The sequence below is a fragment of the Klebsiella sp. 141251 genome, from assembly GCF_050600725.1.
Taxonomy (GTDB): Bacteria; Pseudomonadota; Gammaproteobacteria; order Enterobacterales; family Enterobacteriaceae; genus Klebsiella; species Klebsiella aerogenes.
In genome coordinates this window covers 428,353-448,329 of record NZ_JAQIRG010000003.1, presented here as the reverse complement: position 1 = coordinate 448,329, position 19,977 = coordinate 428,353, and the positions used below count along the sequence as shown (strand labels likewise).

Here is a 19,977-nt window from a genome sequence, read left to right as displayed (position 1 = left end):
TAAGGACGCATCATGCCCCGACCCATCCCCCTCGAACGTTATCGCAACATCGGTATCTCCGCGCATATCGATGCCGGTAAAACCACCACCACTGAGCGCATTCTGTTTTACACCGGAATGAGCCATAAGCTGGGTGAAGTACACGATGGCGCGGCAACTACCGACTGGATGGCGCAGGAGCAGGAACGTGGGATTACCATTACTTCCGCAGCGGTAAGCTGTTTCTGGCCCGGGATGGACCGCAGCTTTGAGCCCCATCGTATTAATATCATTGATACTCCGGGGCACGTGGACTTCACTATCGAAGTAGAACGCTCGATGCGCGTGCTGGACGGCGCGGTGATGGTCTATGACTCGGTCGGCGGCGTGCAGCCGCAGTCGGAGACCGTCTGGCGGCAGGCCAACAAGTATCATGTACCGCGACTGGCTTTCGTCAACAAAATGGACCGCCCGGGCGCCGATTTCTTCCGCGTGGTGCAAATGATGATCGACCGCCTGAAGGCCAATCCGGTGCCGATTGTGATCCCCATTGGCGCCGAAGAGCATTTCACCGGCGTCGTTGACCTGATAAAGATGCGGGCCATTCAGTGGGATGATGCAACGCAGGGGATGACGTTCAGTTACGCGCCTGTACCCGATGACCTGCTGGCGACGGCCCGGCAGTGGCGGGAAAAAATGGTCTCGGCCGCGGCGGAAGCCAGTGATGAGCTGATGGATAAATATCTTGAGAGCGGTGAACTGAGCGAAGCGGAAATTGTGGCCGGACTACGTAAACGCACGGTCGGCGGCGAGATCCAGCCGGTGCTCTGCGGTAGCGCTTTTAAAAATAAAGGCGTACAGAGGATGCTCGACGCGGTCGTTGAATTCATGCCGTCGCCGCTGGATATTCCGGCTATTCAGGGTATTGATGACAAGGGGCAACCGGCGGAACGTCACCCGAGCGACGATGAGCCGCTGTCGGCGCTGGCGTTTAAACTCATGACCGATCCCTACGTCGGCCAGTTGACCTTCATTCGCGTCTATTCCGGGACGTTGAAAAAGGGCGATGCGGTTTTTAACCCGGTGAAGGGCAAGAAAGAGCGTATCGGGCGTATCGTGCTGATGCATGCCAACGATCGCCACGAAGTCGACGAGTTGCACGCCGGCGATATTGCCGCCTGTGTTGGTCTAAAAGATGTCACGACGGGCGATACGCTATGCGATCCGGATGCGGTCATCACTCTCGAGCGCATGGAGTTCCCGGAACCGGTCATTTCGCTGGCGATTGAACCGAAGACTAAGGCCGACCAGGAGAAAATGGGCATTGCGCTGCAGCGGTTGGCTTCCGAGGATCCGTCGTTCCGCCTGCACACCGATGAAGAGTCCGGACAGACGATTATCTCCGGGATGGGGGAGTTGCATCTGGAGATTATCGTCGACCGTATGAAACGCGAGTTTGGCGTTGAGGCGAATATTGGCCGTCCGCAGGTTACCTATCGGGAAACCATCCGTAAAACGGTGAAGGATGTGGAAGGTAAATTTGTGCGTCAGTCCGGCGGTAAGGGGCAGTATGGGCACGTCGTGCTGACACTGGAGCCATTGGCGGCGGGGAGCGGCTTTGTATTTGAAGATGCCACCAAAGGTGGGGTGGTACCGCGTGAATACATCCCTTCTGTGGAGAAAGGGCTGCGTGAAGCGATGGGCGCCGGCGTGCTGGCGGGCTATCCGGTCGTCGACGTTAAAGCGACTCTGACGTTTGGTTCGTATCATGACGTCGATTCGTCCGAGATGGCTTTCCGTATGGCGGCAATTTTCGGCTTCAAGGAAGGGGCGCGAAAAGCGGACCCGGTGATCCTGGAGCCGGTGATGCACGTCGAGGTGGAGACGCCGGAAGAGTACGCGGGGAATATTATGGGCGATCTCTCTTCCCGTCGCGGGATGGTGCAGGGGATGGAGGAGCGTTTCGGTAGCCAGATTATTCGTGCCGATGTGCCGCTGGCCGAAATGTTCGGTTATTCTACTACGCTGCGCTCGATGTCGCAGGGCCGCGCGACCTATAGCATGGAGTTCCATCATTACGCGGAAGCGCCGCGTAACGTGGCCGACGATATCATCGCCAGCCGCGCGAAAAGTTAAGTCAGTATTCCCGGGCTACGGTTACGGCCTGGCCCGGGTTAAACGATTTCCTGCGCATATTGCCACAGCGCTTTCAACAGGGCCTGTTTTTCACTATCGTCAGCGTACTGTTGATACAGCAACTGCAGTTCATCGGCATAGGCCTGCAAAAATTCCGGCGTAAAGACGTTACGGCGGTGCTCTAACCAGCGTTGCTGTTCGTTTTCATCAAGCGTACCGGGGAAGTTACGCGCGCGGTAGTTAAACAGCAGGCGTTCAATGCGTTTATCAGCAAAGGTAATATCCAGCGCCGGCAGATTTCGGGGTTCGGTTTCCAGCACAATTTTCATCGCCGCGCGATCGGCATCACTAAAGAATCCGTTGTAAAGTTGGGCGTCAACATTATCCGATGGCGTGAACGGTTCGGCTTCGGCATATAGCGCGACTACCTTTTCGCGTACCTGCGGATTTGCGCGCAGCAGTTGGGCGTTCTCCAGGCAGCGCTGAATATTAATACCTAAACGGTCGGCATCCTGCGGGCGCAACGTATTGGCCTGCGCCAGCACCGGGCATTTATTTAAATGCACCAGCTTAATTGGCGCTGCCGGTAAATCACCGAGTTCATCTCGTGGAGTATACAGGCGTTCGCGCAGTGTATCGGCATCGAGCTCCAACAACGGCGACATATCCCCCGCCAGATCAACCATAATCACCGCATTGCGGTTATCCGGATGCCAGGCTAGCGGCGCGACCAGGCTGGTGTTGCTGCGGGCGGCGCCGAACATACCGGAAACGTGGACTAGTGGTTTTAACTGCGGCACGTCGATCAACGTCGCCAGCTTGCGTTTATTACGATGACTGTACAGATATTCAAACAGACGCGGCTGATGGGTCTTCACCAGTTTCGCCATCGCGATGGTGGCGTACACATCGGCCATCGCATCGTGGGCATTACTATGCTCAATACCGTTTGCGACGGTCAGATGCTCAAGGCGGAAGCTTGGCAATCCTTCTTCGTTTTCCGGCCAGTTGATACCTTCCGGACGCAGGGCATAGCAGGCGCGCATGACATCCAGCAGATCCCAGCGCGAATTATCATGCTGCCAGCTCCAGGCATAGGGATCGTAAAAGTTGCGATAAAAAATATTGCGGCTGACTTCGTCATCAAAGCGGACATTGTTATAGCCGACGATACAGGTTTTCGGCACCGTGAACAGATCGTTGATGCGGCGGGCGAAAGCGGCCTCGTTGTCACCTTTGGCCAGCGCTTCCTGTGGCGTAATACCGGTAATCATTACCGCCTGCGGCTGCGGCAGATAGTCGTCCGCAGGCTTGCAGTAGAAGACTTCCGGTTCGCCAATGACATTCAGATCGCTATCGGTGCGGATGGCGGCGAACTGCGCCGGTCGGTCGAGCGAAGGGCTGGTTCCGAAGGTTTCGTAGTCGTGGAAGAGGAAGGATTGTTGTTCGCGGTCAGCCATAATTGAAATGTAATCGCTCTGATAATCTATTTGATAGCCTGATTTTCCCTTATTAACATTGAAGGCGCAACTAAAGTTTGTCGCGGTTTTTAATGTCGTGGCGATATTATTTTTAAATAATATCGCCACGTCCTCACATTGTTTATAGCCGTTGTTTAAGCCGCTTCATTCACTTTTATGCTGTTAGGCTTAATAATTTTACGACCCAGTGCAATTCCTCTCTTCTCAATGTATTTGTATAGATTGATGGCAATGCTATAAGTTATTGGTAAAATTATCACAGCAGCAATAACAAAACGGAGCAATGCAGGAAGTTGCACGTAGGACTGATGTTGAACAAGCCATCCAATCATCGGAATAACAATCATCAAATGCAACAGATATACCGAATATGATACGTCACCGAGGAACTGACTGAAGCGGGCGGAAAGTAACTTTCTGCTAAAGAAGACAATACCTTTTAGTGGCGATTTATCACTATGAGGCATCAGAAGAATCGACATCCCAAGGATTATCATAACCTCAATGATCATACGGATAGGTGAAGTAAAGTAACCCATCAAAAATGCAGCGAGTGGAGAAAGTAATGCAACCATAACGTAGATCTTACGGTTCTCTGCTACGGCTTTATAGAGCAACATTCCTGATATAAATAAAGGTAGTTTGAATAAAATCATCGAGGGCATCGGGAATGCTGAGAAATATCCAGGGAAAATAAATGCAGCCATTACGCACATTACAATCAATGCCAGGCAAGTCCTAATGAAACCAATCCCCATGACCAGCATCATGATAAACGGGAAAAGGGCATAGTATTGCATTTCAAGCCCAATACTCCAGTCAGGAAGGACTGTCCTGAATGAATAATAAGGAAGGAAACCAAAGGTGAATGAGATGTGCGTTAACACGTTCGCCATTGATGAGTCGGTATATCTCGCGGTCTCAGTTTGCGTTTCAGGCCATGCCAGCGCGATAGCATCCCGGTAGTGACCAAAGGTTTCACCGAAAATAAATGCCACAATTAGAAGGACATAATAAAGCGGAGCGATTCGGAAAAAGCGCCTTGTCCAAAATGAAGTTACCGTTTTAACGGACATCCAGGGTTCGACATGCTGCCTTTCAATGTAATTTTTAGCCATCAGATAACCGGACAGCAAAATGAAAAGATCGACGCCAAAATCCGGGTTGCTCAGGATAGGGATGTTGCATCGTGTCAAAATACAAATGTGACCGAGCAGGACCCACAAGGAAGCGTAGCCTCGTAAGCCATCAAGCTCAGGAGACCAGTTTTTATTCTGGCTCATCGTTACACCAATGAATATGTTTGTGAATTAGATGTCAATAGATAATATATGATCAGTTGAAATGTCTACATAGGAATTGTTTATGGAAAGTATTTAAGAATAACCTCATGAAGGGTTTTCATATTAATTTTTTATGACATGCATTTTTAGGTTTTTTCTTAATTACTTTTTGTGTTTGAGTGTTTTTAAATCCCATGCTAATTATGGGTGTTAATAGCCTCGTTAAAATAAATGGCGTTATATTAGATAGGTTAGTTGTTATGCTTTTTATTCATTATGAGCATCGATAAATCTACCATGTCATATTTTCTTGCAATTTAACCCTGATCTCTCAGGCGAACTTCCGTAAAAAGGACGGCGAATCTGTAAATCTTGAGGATATGCCGTTGAAAGGCCGTTTTTTATTTGCTGTAACTTTGCTCGCTTCGAGCGTTTCCTGCGCATTTGCCGCTGCTGATTTGCCCGTCACCGTGACGCCGCCTTCGATCCAGGCCGGTTCCTGGGTGCTGATGGACTACACTACCGGTCAAATCCTGACCGCCGGTAACGAACACCAACAGCGTAACCCCGCCAGCCTGACCAAACTGATGACCGGCTACGTCGTCGACCGCGCCATCGACAGCCATCGTATTACCTTTGATGATATGGTCACCGTCGGCAAAGACGCCTGGGCCAAGGGCAATCCGGTGTTTAACGGTTCTTCGCTGATGTTCCTTAAAGCGGGCGATCGCGTTAGCGTCCGCGATCTTAGCCGCGGACTGATCGTCGATTCCGGTAACGACGCCTGCGTCGCGCTCGCTGACTATGTCGCCGGCGGCCAACCGCAATTTGTCGCGTTGATGAATAGCTACGTTGAAAAATTGCATTTGAAAGACACCCATTTTGAAACCGTCCACGGACTCGACGCGCCTGGCCAGCATAGCTCCGCCTATGATTTAGCGGTGTTGTCGCGAGCGATTATTCACGGCGAGCCGGATGTCTATCACATGTATAGCGAAAAAAGCCTGACGTGGAACGGTATCACCCAGCAGAACCGTAACGGTTTGCTGTGGGACAAAACCATGAATGTCGATGGCCTGAAAACCGGCCATACCTCAGGAGCGGGCTTCAATCTTATTGCCTCGGCGGTCGATGGCCAGCGTCGTTTGATTGCCGTGGTGATGGGGGCCGATAGTCCAAAAGGGCGAGAAGAGCAGGCGGCTAAGCTGTTGCACTGGGGCCAACAGAATTTTGACACCGTCCAGGTGCTACAAAAAGGTAAGCAGGTTGGCGTCGAACATATCTGGTATGGCGACAAAGAGCAGATCAAGCTCGGCACCGATCAGGACTTCTGGCTCGCGATCCCGAAATCTGAAGTTCCACGTATCAAAGCAAAATATGTACTGGATACTAAGGATCTGGAAGCGCCTATCGCCGCTAACCAACGCGTGGGCGAAATCTCGCTTTACGATGGCGACAAAGTGGTCGGTCATTGGCCACTGGTGACGCTTGAAAGCGTTGGCAAGGGCGGGATGTTTTCCCGTCTGAGCGATTATCTGCATCACGGCATTTAATCTCCGTACCCTTTGACCCGCCGCGCTCTGCGGCGGGCTTCATTCATTTCGCGCTTGTGGCGACTCTGTGAATCCGCGCACATACTGTTGTTCATCCGGCTGCTAAATTTTATGTATATTTATACAGTATTCTATCAACACTGGAGGCGCTATGAACTACAGCATTCAATCTCTCGACGCCCGCAAGATTGCCGGGTTTCATATGGTTGGCCCGTGGGAGCAGACCGTAAAGCAGGGGTTTGAACAACTGGCGGCGTGGGTCAGTCACCATCAGGTGCCGGCGCAGGAGTGGGTGGCGGTTTATTACGATAATCCGCAGCAGGTACCGGCGGAAAAACTGCGTTGTGACACCGTTGTTACCGTGGCGGATGATTACGTCATCCCGCCGAATAGCGAAGGAGTCATCCTCACCGCGATCGCCGGCGGCGACTACGCCTGCGCCAGCGCGCGGGTCATTAACCATGATTTCTCCACGCCGTGGCTGCAGTTCTTTGACAGCCTGCTGGAGAGCAGCGATCTTCAAATTGCCGATAAACCCTGTTTTGAAATCTACCTTAACGACGGCAACCAGGACGGTCACTGGGATATTGAGATGTACGTGGCGGTGAATCGCGTCGGCTAATAAACCTTTACCCCTGATTTTGACAAGGTTTCTTACACTAGCGCAGTGCGCTTGCGAAAAAAGCGGCTACAATTGGCTTTTTCTGTTTGCCGGAGCAGGCCGTGCGCGCTGATAAATCACTTAAGCCATTTGAGATCCGACTGTATCGTCATTACCGAATTGTGCACGGTATCCGCATCGCGCTGGCTTTTGTTCTGACCTTCTTGCTGGTGCGTCTGCTGAACGTGCCGGAGGGCACCTGGCCTTTGATCACCCTGGTGGTGGTGATGGGGCCTATCTCTTTCTGGGGCAATGTGGTGCCGCGGGCCTTCGAACGTATTGGCGGCACTATCCTTGGTTCGGTATTGGGGCTGGTAGCGCTCAAACTTGAGCTTATTTCACTGCCAATCATGGTGCTGTGGTGCGCGGTGGCGATGTTCCTTTGCGGCTGGCTGGCGCTCGGCAAGCGGCCCTATCAGGCGCTGCTTATCGGCATTACGCTGGCGGTGGTGGTGGGCGCGCCGCCGGGCGATATGAACACCGCGTTGTGGCGAAGCGGCGATGTTATCTTTGGTTCACTGTTGGCGATGCTGTTTACCGGTATCTGGCCGCAGCGGGCGTTTTTGCACTGGCGCATCCAGATGGCGAATTATGTCACAACGTTTAATCGGCTGTATCAGGCCGGTTTTTCGCCAAATCTGGTTGAGCGCCCGCGGCTGGAAAAACATCTTCAGAAAGCGCTCAATGACGTGGTGAAAATGCGCGGGTTGATAACCCCGGCCAGCAAAGAAACGCATATTCAGAAAGCAATCTTCGAAGCCATCCAGACCGTCAGCCGTAATCTGGTATGCATGCTGGAACTGCAAATCAACGCTTATTGGGCCTCTCGTCAGGGCCATTTTGTGATGCTTAACGCCCAGACTTTGCGCGAAACCCAACGGATGACCCAGCAAACGTTGCTGACTATCGCCCATGCCCTGTATGAGGGAAACCCGCAGCCTGTTCGCGCCAACACCGAGAAGCTCAACGAGATTATGGTCGAGTTGCGACAGCTTATCAAAGAGCATCAGGACGATAATCTGTCGGAAACGCCGATTCACGGCTATGTTTGGCTGACCATTGAGCTGGCGCGCCAGCTTGAGCTGCTGTCGCACCTTATTTGCCGCGCGCTGCGCAAATAAAAGGCAGATACGTGCGCGAAGTGAACAGGTTGCTTCGATTCAGCAGCATTTAGGGTTATGATAAACGCAAAGGAAAAAACATTGTCATCAGCGACTGCTAGCAGTTATGTTAGCCCTATAGGGCAGTCGCTTTAGCGAATCCGAATCTCAAATATTAGGGGTGTAAAAATGGAAACAACTAAGCCTTCTTTCCAGGACGTTCTGGAGTTTGTTCGTCTGTTCCGTCGTAAGAACAAACTGCAGCGTGAAATTCAGGACGTTGAGAAAAAGATCCGTGATAACCAGAAGCGTGTCCTGCTGCTGGACAACCTCAGCGATTACATCAAGCCGGGTATGAGCGTTGAAGCCATTCAGGGTATCATCGCCAGCATGAAAACCGACTACGAAGACCGCGTTGACGATTACATCATCAAAAACGCCGAGCTGTCGAAAGAGCGTCGCGATATCTCCAAAAAACTCAAAGTGATGGGTGAAGCCAAAGTCGGCGAATAAACTACCCACTTCTTCCGGCGGCATAGCAGGCCGCCGGATTCCTCCATCTTCCCGCCTTAAACCTCCGTATAAGCATCGCCCTTTAAGCCGACAGTTTGTTATACTGCCGCCGTGAACTTATTGATACCGGAAGGGTTTATCACATGCAGTCCCAGCTTCAGGTACCGCCGCGATGATACTAATTACCGGCGGCGCGCGTAGCGGCAAAAGCCGTCACGCCGAATCTTTACTCCAATCCTGCGCGTCGGTGCTCTATATCGCCACTTCAGCCGTTATTGACGATGAAATGGCCGCACGCATTCAACATCACCGTAATAGCCGTCCGGCGCACTGGCGTACTGCAGAGCGCAGCCGTGACCTGGCATCACTCATTACCCCCGATAATGCACCCGATGAAGCCATTTTGCTTGAGTGCGTCACTACACTGGTCACCAATATTCTGTTCGCTGAAGGTGGGGAAACGGATCCTGATGAATGGGATTACGCAGCGCTGGAAAGGATAGTCATGCAAGAAACCACTCTGCTGATTGCTGCCTGCCGCGCCTGCCCGGCGCCGGTGCTGTTGGTCACCAATGAAGTGGGGCTGGGAATAGTGCCGGATAACCGGCTGGCGCGGCATTTTCGCGATATTGCCGGGCGCGTGAATCAGATGCTGGCCGCGGCCGCCGATGAGGTGTGGCTGGTTGTTTCAGGGATAGGAGTCAAAATCAAATGATTAAATCGTTCTTCGCCACGCTTTCTTTTATGAGCCGCTTGCCGGTTCCGGCCCGCTGGTCGCAGGGGCTGGAAATCGATCAATATGAGCGCGGGATCGTCACTTTCCCACTGGTGGGGTTATTACTTGGCGCGATTGCCGGGCTGGTGATGCTGGCGCTTCATGCCTGGTGCGGCCTGCCGTTGGCCGCGCTGTTTGCCGTACTGGCGCTGGCGCTGCTGACCGGCGGTTTTCATCTTGATGGCCTGGCGGATACCTGCGATGGGATCTTTTCCGCCCGCCGCCGCGAGCGGATGCTGGAGATCATGCGCGATAGCCGGTTGGGGACGCACGGCGGACTGGCGCTGATCTTTGTGCTGGTGGCGAAGGTCTTCGTCATTAGCGAACTGGCGCTGCGCGGTACCTCGATGCTGGCGACGTTGGCTGCCGCCTGCGCCGTGGCGCGTGGGATGTCGGTGCTGTTGATGTACCGCCAGCGCTATGCCCGGGAGCAGGGGCTTGGTAACGTATTTATTGGCAAGGTGACTTTCCGACAGACCGTCATTACCCTGGCGCTATCATTGGCGCTGGCAACGCTGCTGCTGGGCCTGCATGGCCTGCTGGCTGCGGTTATAACGCTGCTGGTGATATCGGCGCTTGGTCAGGCGCTGAAGCGCACGCTGGGCGGGCAAACCGGCGATACGCTTGGGGCGGCCATTGAACTGGGCGAAGTTATCTTTTTACTGGCGTTGCTATAGAGCATATACCGCGCTGACAGGAAGCATATGAATACATTAACTGAATGGTTAGCAGCCATCCCGCGACTGGACGAAAGCGCGATGTCGCGCGCAGGTGAGCATATTGACGGCTTGTTGAAACCGCCTGGCAGCCTGGGGCGTCTGGAATCGCTGGCGATTCAGTTGGCAGGCATGCCGGGTCTACAGGGCGCGTTACGTTTTCCACGTAAAACTATTGTGGTTATGTGCGCCGACCACGGCGTCTGGCATGAAGGCGTTACCGTCTCGCCACAGGCGGTGACCGCGATTCAGGCGGTCAATATGACCCGTAAGAATACCGGCGTTTGCGTGCTGGCAGCGCAGGCGGGGGCTGATGTTCAGGTGATTGACGTCGGGATTGACGCCGAACCGATCCCGTGGTTGGTGAATATGAAAGTGGCGCGCGGTAGCGGCAATATTGCCTGCACCGCGGCGATGAGCCGGGAGCAGGCCGAAACGCTGCTGCTGGCGAGCATGCGCTACACCCGTCAGCTTGCGGAGCAGGGCGTGCGTCTGTTCGGCGTGGGCGAATTAGGAATGGCTAACACGACCCCCGCTGCGGCAGTAGTCAGCGTGCTGACCGATCATGATGCCGGCGATGTTGTGGGCATCGGCGCGAACCTTCCGGTATCGCAGCTGGCGCACAAGGCGGAAGTCGTACGCCGGGCGATAGCGGTCAACCAGCCTTCAGCGGGCGATGGTCTCGACGTGCTGGCAAAAGTGGGCGGTTTTGACTTGCTCGGGATGGCCGGGGTCATGCTGGGCGCCGCTTCCTGCGGATTGCCGGTGATACTTGATGGTTTCTTATCATACGCGTCGGCACTGGCGGCCTGCCGGATTGCCCCACAGTTGCATCCGTATCTGATTCCGTCGCATCTGTCGGCGGAGAAGGGGGCACATATTGCGCTGGAGCATCTGCAGTTGAAGCCTTATCTGGATATGGGGATGCGCTTAGGCGAAGGCAGCGGCGCGGCGTTAGCGATGCATCTGGTCGAGGCGGCAGGGGCAATGTTCAACGATATGGGGACGCTGGCGGAGAGCAATATCGTGCTGCCGGAAACCCGTTAACCGGCTTCGGGGCGCCGACCGGCCCCCCGAAATAGTGCTTACAGCGCCTGCTGCCACACGCTTTGCGGCAGCAGATAAACATCCGCTTCTGCTTGCATGCCGTCGGTGACGATGTGACGAATGCCGCTGGCCATCACCGCAAGGGTGACGTCAAACGCATTCAGGCTATCGCCAAAACCGGCGGTAAGGTTGAGCATTGAGCCATCGGCCATCAGATAAATTGTTTTCTCCGGCAGCCGATAAGCGTTGATATAGGGCATAACCTCTTCATGCGGGAACTGGCGCAGGTGTTCGCAGTCAATCTCTTCCGCCACGTGGCCGACGTTGAGAATAAACACGCCATCTTTAGCGCTGTCCAGCGCCAGGCTGTTGACCACTTTCTTGCCGCCGGTGGCGGTGGCTACGACGTCGGCTGATGCGATTGCATCCTGTAAATCCACGACATGCCAGCCGTCATAAGCGGCCTGTAAACGGCGCGCCGGATCGATTTCCGCCACCATGACCTGGCCGCCGAAGGCTTTTGCCGCCGCCGCGACGCCTTGCCCGACCAGGCCGTAGCCGATCACCAGCACTTTTTTCTCATGTAGGGTAAGGTGAGTGGTCTGGAAGAAGGTGTGCCAGGCCGTCAGGCCAACCATATGGCGGTTATGTAGCCCTTCTTTGACCGGCAGATCATCCCAGTTAAAAATTGGATAGCCGGGGCGGATATCACCGAGACGATTGACGCCGGAGCCGGTGGCTTCAAGGCCGGCGACGACATTGCCGAATTCGCCGCGCTGGTGGAGCAGGGTGGTGATATCTGCGCCCATCTCACAAAGGTGAGTTGGCCCCCAGGCGATGGCTTTTTCCCATGATTGCTGCCAGTCGGCATCGCTCATATTGCGCCAGGCGCAAGCTTCCGCGCCGCGTTCTACTAGCCAGGCGACGACCTCATCCTGCACGGTGGTTGGGTTACAGGTGGTCAAAAAGACTTTCGCCCCTTTCTCCAGGAGCCCCTGCACCAGCGGGATCATTTTCATATCCAGATGCATACAGCAGGCCAGGCGTACATGGCTGAGGTCGGGAAGGGCCGCCACCTGGCGCAGGGTACGCGGCATATTCTGGCTGGCCCATGCCACTTCTTTCGTTAAATTTGTCTTATTATTCACCGTATTGTGACCTTTAATCCGTAGAGTGGGTTTAACCCCGGTGGGGAAGATGATTCTAACGCAGCGTGCAAAAATCACATAACCCGCACTGCCCGATAAAGTTGCAAATAATAGGCATCATAAATACATGGTTGTTAATGAAGAGTTAAATTAAGACAATGAAACATCATTTATTCCTATGATGTGAGCGATTCGTTCGATGTTACGCGTTTTACAGCGCCCGCTATTTTCTCGTGCGCGTATTTTTCTCGGCCGTTTAAAACCTCATGCCTTACCCGTTGCGAAAAAGCATATTGTGCTGGGATCGATCGGTGCGGGAACCGGACTGGCCGTCACCAGCATGTTCAGCCACTGGCTGCTTGGCGAGGTGAATCTGTGGTTTATTGCGCCGATGGGCGCCTCGGCGGTATTGCTATTTGGCGTGCCCAGCAGCCCGCTTGCTCAGCCCTGGTCTATCGTCGGCGGCAACGTGCTTTCGGCGCTGATCGGCGTCACGGTGGGGCTGTTAGTGCCGGATACAGCGATCGCCTGCGGCCTGGCGGCGGCGCTGGCGATCGCCGGGATGTACTTTTTGCGTTGCCTGCATCCACCTGGCGGCGCGGTGGCGCTCACGGCTATTCTTGACGGCGCCGGCGTACACAGTGAAGGCTACCAGTTTGTACTGACGCCGGTGCTCCTGAACTCCATGATGCTGGCGCTGCTGGCGATTGTCTTCAATAACCTGGTCGGTCGCCGCTACCCGCATCCGCTGGCCGCGGAAGAAGTGAAGCCGAATGCGGTACCGATGGGGATTACAGTCACTCGTGCAGATATTCATGCCGCGCTGCTGGAGGGGCAATTCCTCGATATCGATGAGGACGATGTTCAGGAGCTACTGGAGAATATCGAACAGCAGGCTCGGTTGCGTCTTGCCGCCGATCAAAAAGCGCGCTAGTGACGCTGTTAACCCACTCGTTGCAGCGTCTTAGCGAGCGCCAGCCTGAATCGCTCGATGAGGTCGGTTTCACCCGGCAATAATTCGGCAAGCGTAATCGTTTTGTCCGCGCCATAGACCTTGCCGCTACCGAGCTGCGCCTCAATACTGTTGGCCGCCTGATGCGCTGCCTTCAGGTCGGTATCCAGTAATATCACCGCATGGGCCAGAACGATGTGCCCCTGGCTTTCGGCTACGGGCCGCCAGTACTGAGCGGTACCGGCAATCTTGCGCGCGTTCTCTCCCTCGCCGCAGGCAAGGTTATAGCGCCCGTCGCAGAAGGAACCGTTGACGGCCTGAAATTGGCTTTCGACGCCAAAGGTCGCCAGCGTGCGTTGCAATATTCCACACAACAACAGATAAATAGGTTCGGCGGCTTCGCCTAACGGCTGGGTTACCGGCCAGGCAAGACTCAGGTTGAGGATCCCCGGCCCCTGCGGCACCAGCCCGCCGCCGGAGCGACGGATCCATATCGGCCAGCCGCGGGCGGCAAAGGCTTCGCTGACCGCGGGCAGATTGGCGAATTTCCGGTAACTGCCGGGTACCACGAACCCCTGCGGCGCCTGCCAGAGCTGAGCGACGGCTTCACCGCGGCGTGCGCGCTCGAACAAAGGCTGTTCGGCGAGCGTTGGATCATTGCAGCGGACAATGGGCAATTCGTCGGCGTTGAACCCGTCAGGCCAGCAGTCCGTATTCTGTGGTGTTATCACGAAGCCCCCTTTTTATGCCGGATGGCGATTTTTCATCAACATCGCCGTGACGGCAGAGATCAGGCAGCCGACCGTCAGATAAATCGCCACGCTGTGCCACGAGCCGCCAGAGAAAGTGACCAGCGCGGCGGCGATAAAGGGCGTGAAACCGCCGCCGACCACGCTGGCCACCTGGTATCCGACGCCTGCGCCGCTATAGCGATAGCTGGCGCCAAACATTTCGGTAAACATCGGTTGCTGCACGCAGACCACCATATCATGGGCGATGTTGGCCAGCATCAGGGCAAAAAACAGGATCCAGAACAATGAGTGCTGCTCCAGCGCCATAAAGAAGGGGAAGCCGCTTAATGTCCCGATCAGCGCCCCGGTAATATAGATCCGACGGCGGCCAAACCTATCCGCCAGCCACGCAAAGCAGGGAATGGTAAAACAGCTAATACCGCCCACCAGCAACCCAATATTGAGGAACAGTTCACGCGGCAGGCCGAGGTTTTGCGTCGAGTAGTTGAGGGCGAATGCGGTCACGATATACATCGTTAACAGTTCACACAGGCGCAGGGCGATGATTAATAAGAAGGCACCCGGATGGCGTACCAACGCTTCCAGTACCGGCAGGCGTTTTTTCACCGCGGCGGGCGTTTTTTGCAACTGCTGTTCAAACTCCGCCGACTCGGCCATGCCGTTGCGGATCCACAGTGCCGCCAGTACCAGCACTACGCTAAACAGGAACGGCAGGCGCCAGCCCCAGCTCAGGAACTGCTCATCGGTGGTGAAACTGCTGACAAGCGATACCAGCCCAGTAGAGAGCAGCAGACCGACGCCGTAACCCACCTGCACGCCGCTGCTATAGAACGCTTTTTTGTTTTTCGGCGCGCTTTCAACCGACAGCAACGCCGCGCCGCCCCATTCGCCCCCGACGGCGAAGCCCTGCACCGCGCGCAAAATCACCAGCAAAACCGGCGCCCACCAGCCAATCTGGTTAAAGGAAGGCAGTAGGCCGATACAAGCGGTGGCGATCCCCATCATCCACACGGTCATCATTAGCATGCGCTTACGGCCTAAACGGTCGCCAAAATGGCCGAAGATAATGCCGCCGAGCGGGCGGAAGAGGAAGCCGACGCCGAAAGTCGCGAAGGCTGCCAGCGTGCCCATCGCCGGGCCAATTTGTGGGAAAAATTCGCGGTTGAACACCAGTGCGGCGGTGATGCCGTACAACAGAAAATCGTACCAGTCGACGACGGCGCCGGCAAAGCTGCCCCATGCCGCGCGACGAGCGCGATTAAGAGAACCAACCCCCTTGCCGGAGTCGGGTGAAATAAGCGTTGAGTCCATGTCTGTCCTGTTTGTTGCTAATTTGTTATTATTTGAATGAGACGTTTTCTTATCTTCGCGCCGTTAGGGAGATTACCGCGCACAAGCGCAACTGAAAAGTTTTTTACCTGCAGGAAAGACAATAAAGTAAAAAATGTCTAAATCGAACATTTAATTTCCACCGCTGGCGCGGGTTAACTGTTGACCATGACTGCTATTTTATTTTTGTCGCCCCACTGGGACAGCTTTTAAGAATTCACGTAAATGGTTTACAATTACTATCTCCAACGCTGGATATGGTGGGTGATATGCGTCTAATTTTTGCAGTTTTATTTTATGTTTTAGTTTTACCTAATGCTTTCGCAGAAAAACTGCCTGCGCCAACGGGCAAACCCGTTTTAACCATTTCAGGAAAGATTACCAATACAAACGAAGGCGATACCGCCGTATTTGATGTTGCCGCGTTAGAAAAATTGGGCAATGAGACAGTGATCACAACCACACCCTGGTATTCAGGAAAAGTGCGCTTTGACGGTATTTCACTTAGCAAACTTATGGACTTAGTGGGTGCGCAAGGTAAGACGGCGAAAGTGATGGCTCTGAATGATTATACAACCGAGGTGCCGGTGGAGGATTTTCATAAATTCCCGGTGATCCTCGCGCTGAAGATGAATGGCGAATATATGCGCATTCGTGACAAAGGGCCGCTTTTTATTGTTTATCCCTACGATAGTAGCGCGGAGTTACAGAACCAAATCTATTATTCCCGCTCGGCATGGCAGGTTTCAAAGATTATAATTGAGTAAGGCTCTGATCTTGAATCGAATACTCACTGCCATTATTTTGTCGCTTTTTATTGTCACCGGATACATTACCTATCTGGTGCATGAGCGGCAGAGTGAGCTGCAAAAATTAACACGTTACACCGACTCGTGGTCCGTATCCCAGATGGTCTCTGAATATATGCGTCTTGAGGCTCGTTTAAGCGCCCTGGCGCTGAACGTGAAGGGGACCGACCGCGATGAGGTACGCCTGCGCCTGGAAATAATGATGAGCCAGATCGAGCTGCTACAGCAGGGCGATCTTGGCCAGTTCATCAGAAAAAGCGAGCAGCGGCAGGCCACGGTTACCAGTCTGATTCAGATCCTCGATCAACTCGATCGGCAACTGGACACCATGACGCCTGAGCAGATGGTGACTCTGTTGCATACCATGAGTAAGTTGGATGGCCCGATGACCTCACTGGCCTCCATGACCCTGGCGCAGGACTTTGATGTCGTTAATCTTACGCACGATAAGATTCAGCATCTTTATTACATCTATTCGGTGATTTCAATCTTGCTGATTACGATGTGTATTTCTCTGGGTTTATTGATGCTTCGGCAAAATAATAACTTGCGTCGAGCGCATGTGCGCATGAAGTTGTTAGCTAACGATTTGCAGCTGTCGAAAGAGAAACTGCAGGTACAAAACCGCCGTTTGCAATATGACGCTTATCACGATTCGTTAACAGGCATGCCTAACCGCCTCTCTTTCTGGCAGAGGCTGCAGGAAGTGGTTAATCACGTAAAACCTTATAATGGTTGCGCTGTGGTTATGTTGTTCGACCTGGATAATTTTAAAGATGTTAACGATACCCTGGGACATGATGCGGGTGACAAACTGCTGCAGGAGCTCGCCAGCCGCCTGTCGTTCTTCCGTAAAACATCAGAAACGCTGTACCGGCTTGGCGGCGACGAATTTGCCCTGGTATCGCAGGATCTGAGCGAAGAAATGGCGCTGGAGCGGGCGGATGTGATCCGCGAGAAAATCAGCCAGCCCTACTATATCTACGATTCATTGATTAACATCGGCGCTTGCATCGGCATCGTTATCTCCGATGGTGAAAGTCGTACCGATTACTTATACAAATGTGCCGATCTGGCGCTGTATGAAGCGAAAAAGTCTGGCGCGGGCCACGTGGAGATTTTCCGTCCTGGCATGTTGCAACGTTTACAGGAAAACAAATCCTTTGAGGACGATCTGCTGCATGCGCTGGAAAATGACCAGTTCAAGGTTTACTACCAGCCAATCGCCGACACGGTGTCGCGTGAAATCTACGGCTACGAGGCGCTGGTACGCTGGTTCCATCCGCTACGCGGTATGGTACCGCCCGTTGAGTTTATTCCGGTGGCGGAGAAAACCGGCCTGATAAACCAACTTGGCGAGTGGGTGCTGAAAACTGCCTGTGAGGAGGCTGCCCGCTGGGAACAGCCGCTGAAGGTTTCGGTTAACGTCTCACCGATTCAACTTATTAATACTTCGCTTACCGAGACGGTGGCAGCGGTGCTAAAGAAGACCGGACTCGACCCGCGACGCCTTGATCTTGAGATTACGGAGTCTGATGTGTTTAACGAAAATACACGCTCGCTGGAGATCCTCAGCCAGTTGCGCGAGCAGGGGATTCAGATCTCTATTGACGATTTTGGTACCGGCTATTCGTCATTGTCGCGTCTGAGTTATTTCCCTTTCGATAAGATCAAAATTGATCGCTCGTTTGTGGTCAATATACCTATGCAAAAAGATGACCTTGATATTGTGCGCCTGATTATCAGTATGGGGAAAAGCTTGCATATGCGCATCGTCGCCGAAGGCGTTGAAACCGAGGAACAGTTAACTTCGCTGCAACAATTAGGTTGCGATCTCGTCCAGGGATATTTGATCGGGAAGCCGGGGCTGTTAAATAACAACTGAAAAAAGATCATCTTCGGTCTTTAAACTGGCGCCTGTGAACTATCGCAGGCGCTTTTTTATATTTTAAATAAAGCTAATCCGGAATGGGTATAAATAGGGGTAGAAGTAATAGATTCGAAAAAATAATACCCTTAGCAATTAAAAGGGGTATATGATATGCAATATATCGTTCCATTCGCGGCGTTATTTCACGGCGCGGAAAGAGAGGCAAATCATGCAGCGAATCATTATACCTACCCATTATGTTCAGACCCGTTCCACCCCTATGTGGACCAAAGAGACCGCACCCGCGTCTATCTGGAAACGCCATCTTGATGCCGGCACGCGACAGGGCGTCTATCCGCGTCTGTCGGTGATGCAGGGTGCAATACGCTATTATGGTTATGCCGATGAAACGAGCCCAGACCCTGTTGAAACGATGACTATCGAAGCGGGGCAGTTTGGTGTCTTCCCTGCGGAAAAGTGGCACTGCATTGAGGCATTATCTGACGATACCGTATTTAATGTCGATTTTTACGTCGACCCTAAAATTCTGATTGAGGGATAAGCTATGTCTATGAACAGTGAAAATAAAGGTTATTCATTAGCGATAGTCAATGGCAACAATCACGAAAAATATGAGAAAGTTTATTTAAAGCCGATGGCGCTCTATGTTCCTGATATCGCGGCTCAGGCCGTAGCAGAATTACTCTCTGGGATTTCGAGCGATAATTTACAGGGTAAAGGGGTTAGTCTGACGGTAACGAATAATAATAATGGCGTGTCGGTGGATAAAGACTTTGACTCGCTTGACTCCTTACAGGACCCGCAGATCGCCGCTGACGCGGTGAAAGAGCTCATCAATATTGTGCGCGGCTATGAGTCTGACGAAGAGACTAACGTCTGCGGCTGGTAATACGCCGTCTGGCAGATATCGCCCGATATCTGCCTTTTAACAGGCTTCAACTAAGCGCGATCTGCCGCAGTAGCCAGTTCCGCAACGCGTTGATATCGCCGCGCTGGGCTATCTCTGGTGTCGCCACCAGATAATAGTTCGCTCCGGGTAAGGACATCTCAAATGGCGCTACCAGAACCCGGCGTTGCAGCAGATCGCGCGCCAGCAGTTCGCTGGCAATAACCACGCCTTGTCCCGCCACAGCCGCCTGGAGCGCATGCGTCTCGTCGCTGAAGGTTAACCCTGCGCCGGTATTCAGTTGTGATGGCCCGTAGTGGCGCAGCCAGTTCTCCCAGTCTGGCGAATCTGCCGGAACGTGACGATGTTCAACGTGGAACAGGGTAGCGTGACGCAAATCCTCCAGCCGTGTAATACCCAGCGCTGGGCTGGCGACGACGATAAAGCGGTCTTCATGTAGCAAGGTGCAGTGCAGTTCACGCTCCGGTTTTTCACGATAGCGAATCGCGACGTCGACGCTGCGCAAGTTGAGATCCACACGCTCGACGCTGGTATGGAGCCGCAGGTCAATGGCGGGAAATTCCGCTTTAAATGCTGCCAGCCGCGGTACCAGCCAGTGGGTCAAAAAGTTGGAGGTGGTGGTGACGGTGAGCGACGGCGGCTGGTGTGAGCGAACAATTTGCGTAGTCGCTTCTTCCAGCGCGCTAAAGGCGCGTTGCGTGCCTGCGTAGAGGATTTCGCCGCTGTCGGTCAGGCTGACGCCCATGGCATTGCGTTCACAGACCCGGCACTCCAGCACAGATTCCAGAAGTTTTATCTGATGACTCACCGCAGTAGCGCTCACTCCGAGCATATCGGCGGCGCGCTTAAAACTGCGGCAGCGGGCCACGGCATGAAAGGCGCGCAGCGCGCCCAGCGGAGGAAGGCGGGTTTTTCTCATGGCTGAATTTTTCTCATCTATGGCTG

The 19,977-nt window shown here is 53.6% G+C and carries 19 protein-coding genes; 13 read left to right on the top strand and 6 right to left on the bottom strand.

All coding sequences use genetic code 11. The features are described 5' to 3' along the window. Positions 1-12 precede the first annotated feature (12 nt). A complete protein-coding gene (fusA, locus tag PGR09_RS09905) occupies positions 13-2,115 on the top strand; it encodes an elongation factor G (RefSeq protein ID WP_047045925.1) in 2,103 nt (700 codons plus the stop codon). A 38-nt stretch (positions 2,116-2,153) separates the two neighbouring features. Here the strand turns inward: fusA and sbcB are convergent, their stop codons facing one another. Both sbcB and PGR09_RS09895 read right to left on the bottom strand, forming a co-directional pair. Continuing rightward, positions 2,154-3,575 carry an exodeoxyribonuclease I gene (sbcB, locus tag PGR09_RS09900; protein ID WP_430916098.1) on the bottom strand — a complete coding sequence of 474 codons (1,422 nt, stop codon included), beginning with the start codon at positions 3,573-3,575 and terminating at the stop codon, positions 2,154-2,156. 155 nt (positions 3,576-3,730) lie between these two features. Beyond that, the gene (locus tag PGR09_RS09895) at positions 3,731-4,879 is read right to left on the bottom strand and encodes an acyltransferase family protein (RefSeq protein WP_213797628.1); all 1,149 of its coding nucleotides are present in this window, start codon (positions 4,877-4,879) and stop codon (positions 3,731-3,733) included. Between the two features lie 386 nt (positions 4,880-5,265). Between PGR09_RS09895 and dacD the strand changes: the two genes are divergently transcribed. From dacD to cobT, 7 genes are all read left to right on the top strand, one after another. Continuing rightward, positions 5,266-6,432, top strand: coding sequence for a serine-type D-Ala-D-Ala carboxypeptidase DacD (gene dacD, locus PGR09_RS09890; protein ID WP_015365831.1), 1,167 nt, complete (start codon positions 5,266-5,268; stop codon positions 6,430-6,432). Positions 6,433-6,583: 151 nt separating this feature from the next. After that, a complete protein-coding gene (sbmC, locus tag PGR09_RS09885) occupies positions 6,584-7,054 on the top strand; it encodes a DNA gyrase inhibitor SbmC (RefSeq protein WP_047036583.1) in 471 nt (156 codons plus the stop codon). Positions 7,055-7,155: 101 nt separating this feature from the next. After that, a complete protein-coding gene (locus PGR09_RS09880) occupies positions 7,156-8,214 on the top strand; it encodes an FUSC family protein (RefSeq protein WP_430916097.1) in 1,059 nt (352 codons plus the stop codon). Positions 8,215-8,382: 168 nt separating this feature from the next. After that, positions 8,383-8,706 carry a DUF496 family protein gene (locus PGR09_RS09875; protein WP_015365834.1) on the top strand — a complete coding sequence of 108 codons (324 nt, stop codon included), beginning with the start codon at positions 8,383-8,385 and terminating at the stop codon, positions 8,704-8,706. 172 nt (positions 8,707-8,878) lie between these two features. Next, the gene (gene cobU, locus PGR09_RS09870) at positions 8,879-9,421 is read left to right on the top strand and encodes a bifunctional adenosylcobinamide kinase/adenosylcobinamide-phosphate guanylyltransferase (RefSeq protein ID WP_289578546.1); all 543 of its coding nucleotides are present in this window, start codon (positions 8,879-8,881) and stop codon (positions 9,419-9,421) included. Next, entirely contained in the window at positions 9,418-10,158 is a 741-nt protein-coding gene (gene cobS / locus PGR09_RS09865) for an adenosylcobinamide-GDP ribazoletransferase (protein ID WP_047045915.1), read from the top strand. The genes cobU and cobS overlap by 4 nt, the downstream gene beginning before the upstream one ends. A gap of 27 nt (positions 10,159-10,185) precedes the next feature. Beyond that, a complete protein-coding gene (cobT, locus tag PGR09_RS09860; protein ID WP_430916095.1) occupies positions 10,186-11,244 on the top strand; it encodes a nicotinate-nucleotide--dimethylbenzimidazole phosphoribosyltransferase in 1,059 nt (352 codons plus the stop codon). Between the two features lie 38 nt (positions 11,245-11,282). On the opposite strand, the gene PGR09_RS09855 is transcribed toward cobT, so the two are convergent. Next, positions 11,283-12,392: an adenosylhomocysteinase gene (locus PGR09_RS09855; protein WP_213797632.1), complete on the bottom strand. Its 1,110-nt coding sequence runs from the start codon at positions 12,390-12,392 to the stop codon at positions 11,283-11,285. A 199-nt stretch (positions 12,393-12,591) separates the two neighbouring features. Here PGR09_RS09855 and PGR09_RS09850 point away from each other — a divergent pair, with 199 nt between their 5' ends. Further along, a complete protein-coding gene (locus PGR09_RS09850) occupies positions 12,592-13,326 on the top strand; it encodes an HPP family protein (protein WP_430916094.1) in 735 nt (244 codons plus the stop codon). Between the two features lie 8 nt (positions 13,327-13,334). Here the strand turns inward: PGR09_RS09850 and PGR09_RS09845 are convergent, their stop codons facing one another. Both PGR09_RS09845 and shiA read right to left on the bottom strand, forming a co-directional pair. Beyond that, positions 13,335-14,075, bottom strand: coding sequence for a lipoyl protein ligase domain-containing protein (locus tag PGR09_RS09845; RefSeq protein ID WP_289578549.1), 741 nt, complete (start codon positions 14,073-14,075; stop codon positions 13,335-13,337). A 12-nt stretch (positions 14,076-14,087) separates the two neighbouring features. Further along, on the bottom strand, positions 14,088-15,407 hold the full coding sequence (shiA, locus tag PGR09_RS09840) for a shikimate transporter (RefSeq protein WP_289578550.1): 1,320 nt from the start codon (positions 15,405-15,407) through the stop codon (positions 14,088-14,090). Between the two features lie 287 nt (positions 15,408-15,694). Here shiA and PGR09_RS09835 point away from each other — a divergent pair, with 287 nt between their 5' ends. From PGR09_RS09835 to PGR09_RS09820, 4 genes are all read left to right on the top strand, one after another. Then, entirely contained in the window at positions 15,695-16,192 is a 498-nt protein-coding gene (locus PGR09_RS09835; RefSeq protein WP_045391638.1) for a molybdopterin-dependent oxidoreductase, read from the top strand. 10 nt (positions 16,193-16,202) lie between these two features. Next, the gene (locus tag PGR09_RS09830; protein WP_045391635.1) at positions 16,203-18,119 is read left to right on the top strand and encodes a putative bifunctional diguanylate cyclase/phosphodiesterase; all 1,917 of its coding nucleotides are present in this window, start codon (positions 16,203-16,205) and stop codon (positions 18,117-18,119) included. Between the two features lie 214 nt (positions 18,120-18,333). Beyond that, positions 18,334-18,666: a DUF1971 domain-containing protein gene (locus tag PGR09_RS09825; RefSeq protein WP_045391632.1), complete on the top strand. Its 333-nt coding sequence runs from the start codon at positions 18,334-18,336 to the stop codon at positions 18,664-18,666. 9 nt (positions 18,667-18,675) lie between these two features. Next, on the top strand, positions 18,676-19,014 hold the full coding sequence (locus PGR09_RS09820; RefSeq protein ID WP_045391899.1) for a DUF1869 domain-containing protein: 339 nt from the start codon (positions 18,676-18,678) through the stop codon (positions 19,012-19,014). A gap of 46 nt (positions 19,015-19,060) precedes the next feature. On the opposite strand, the gene PGR09_RS09815 is transcribed toward PGR09_RS09820, so the two are convergent. Further along, positions 19,061-19,951, bottom strand: a complete 891-nt coding sequence (locus tag PGR09_RS09815) for a LysR substrate-binding domain-containing protein (RefSeq protein WP_430916093.1) — start codon at positions 19,949-19,951, stop codon at positions 19,061-19,063. Positions 19,952-19,977 lie beyond the last annotated feature (26 nt).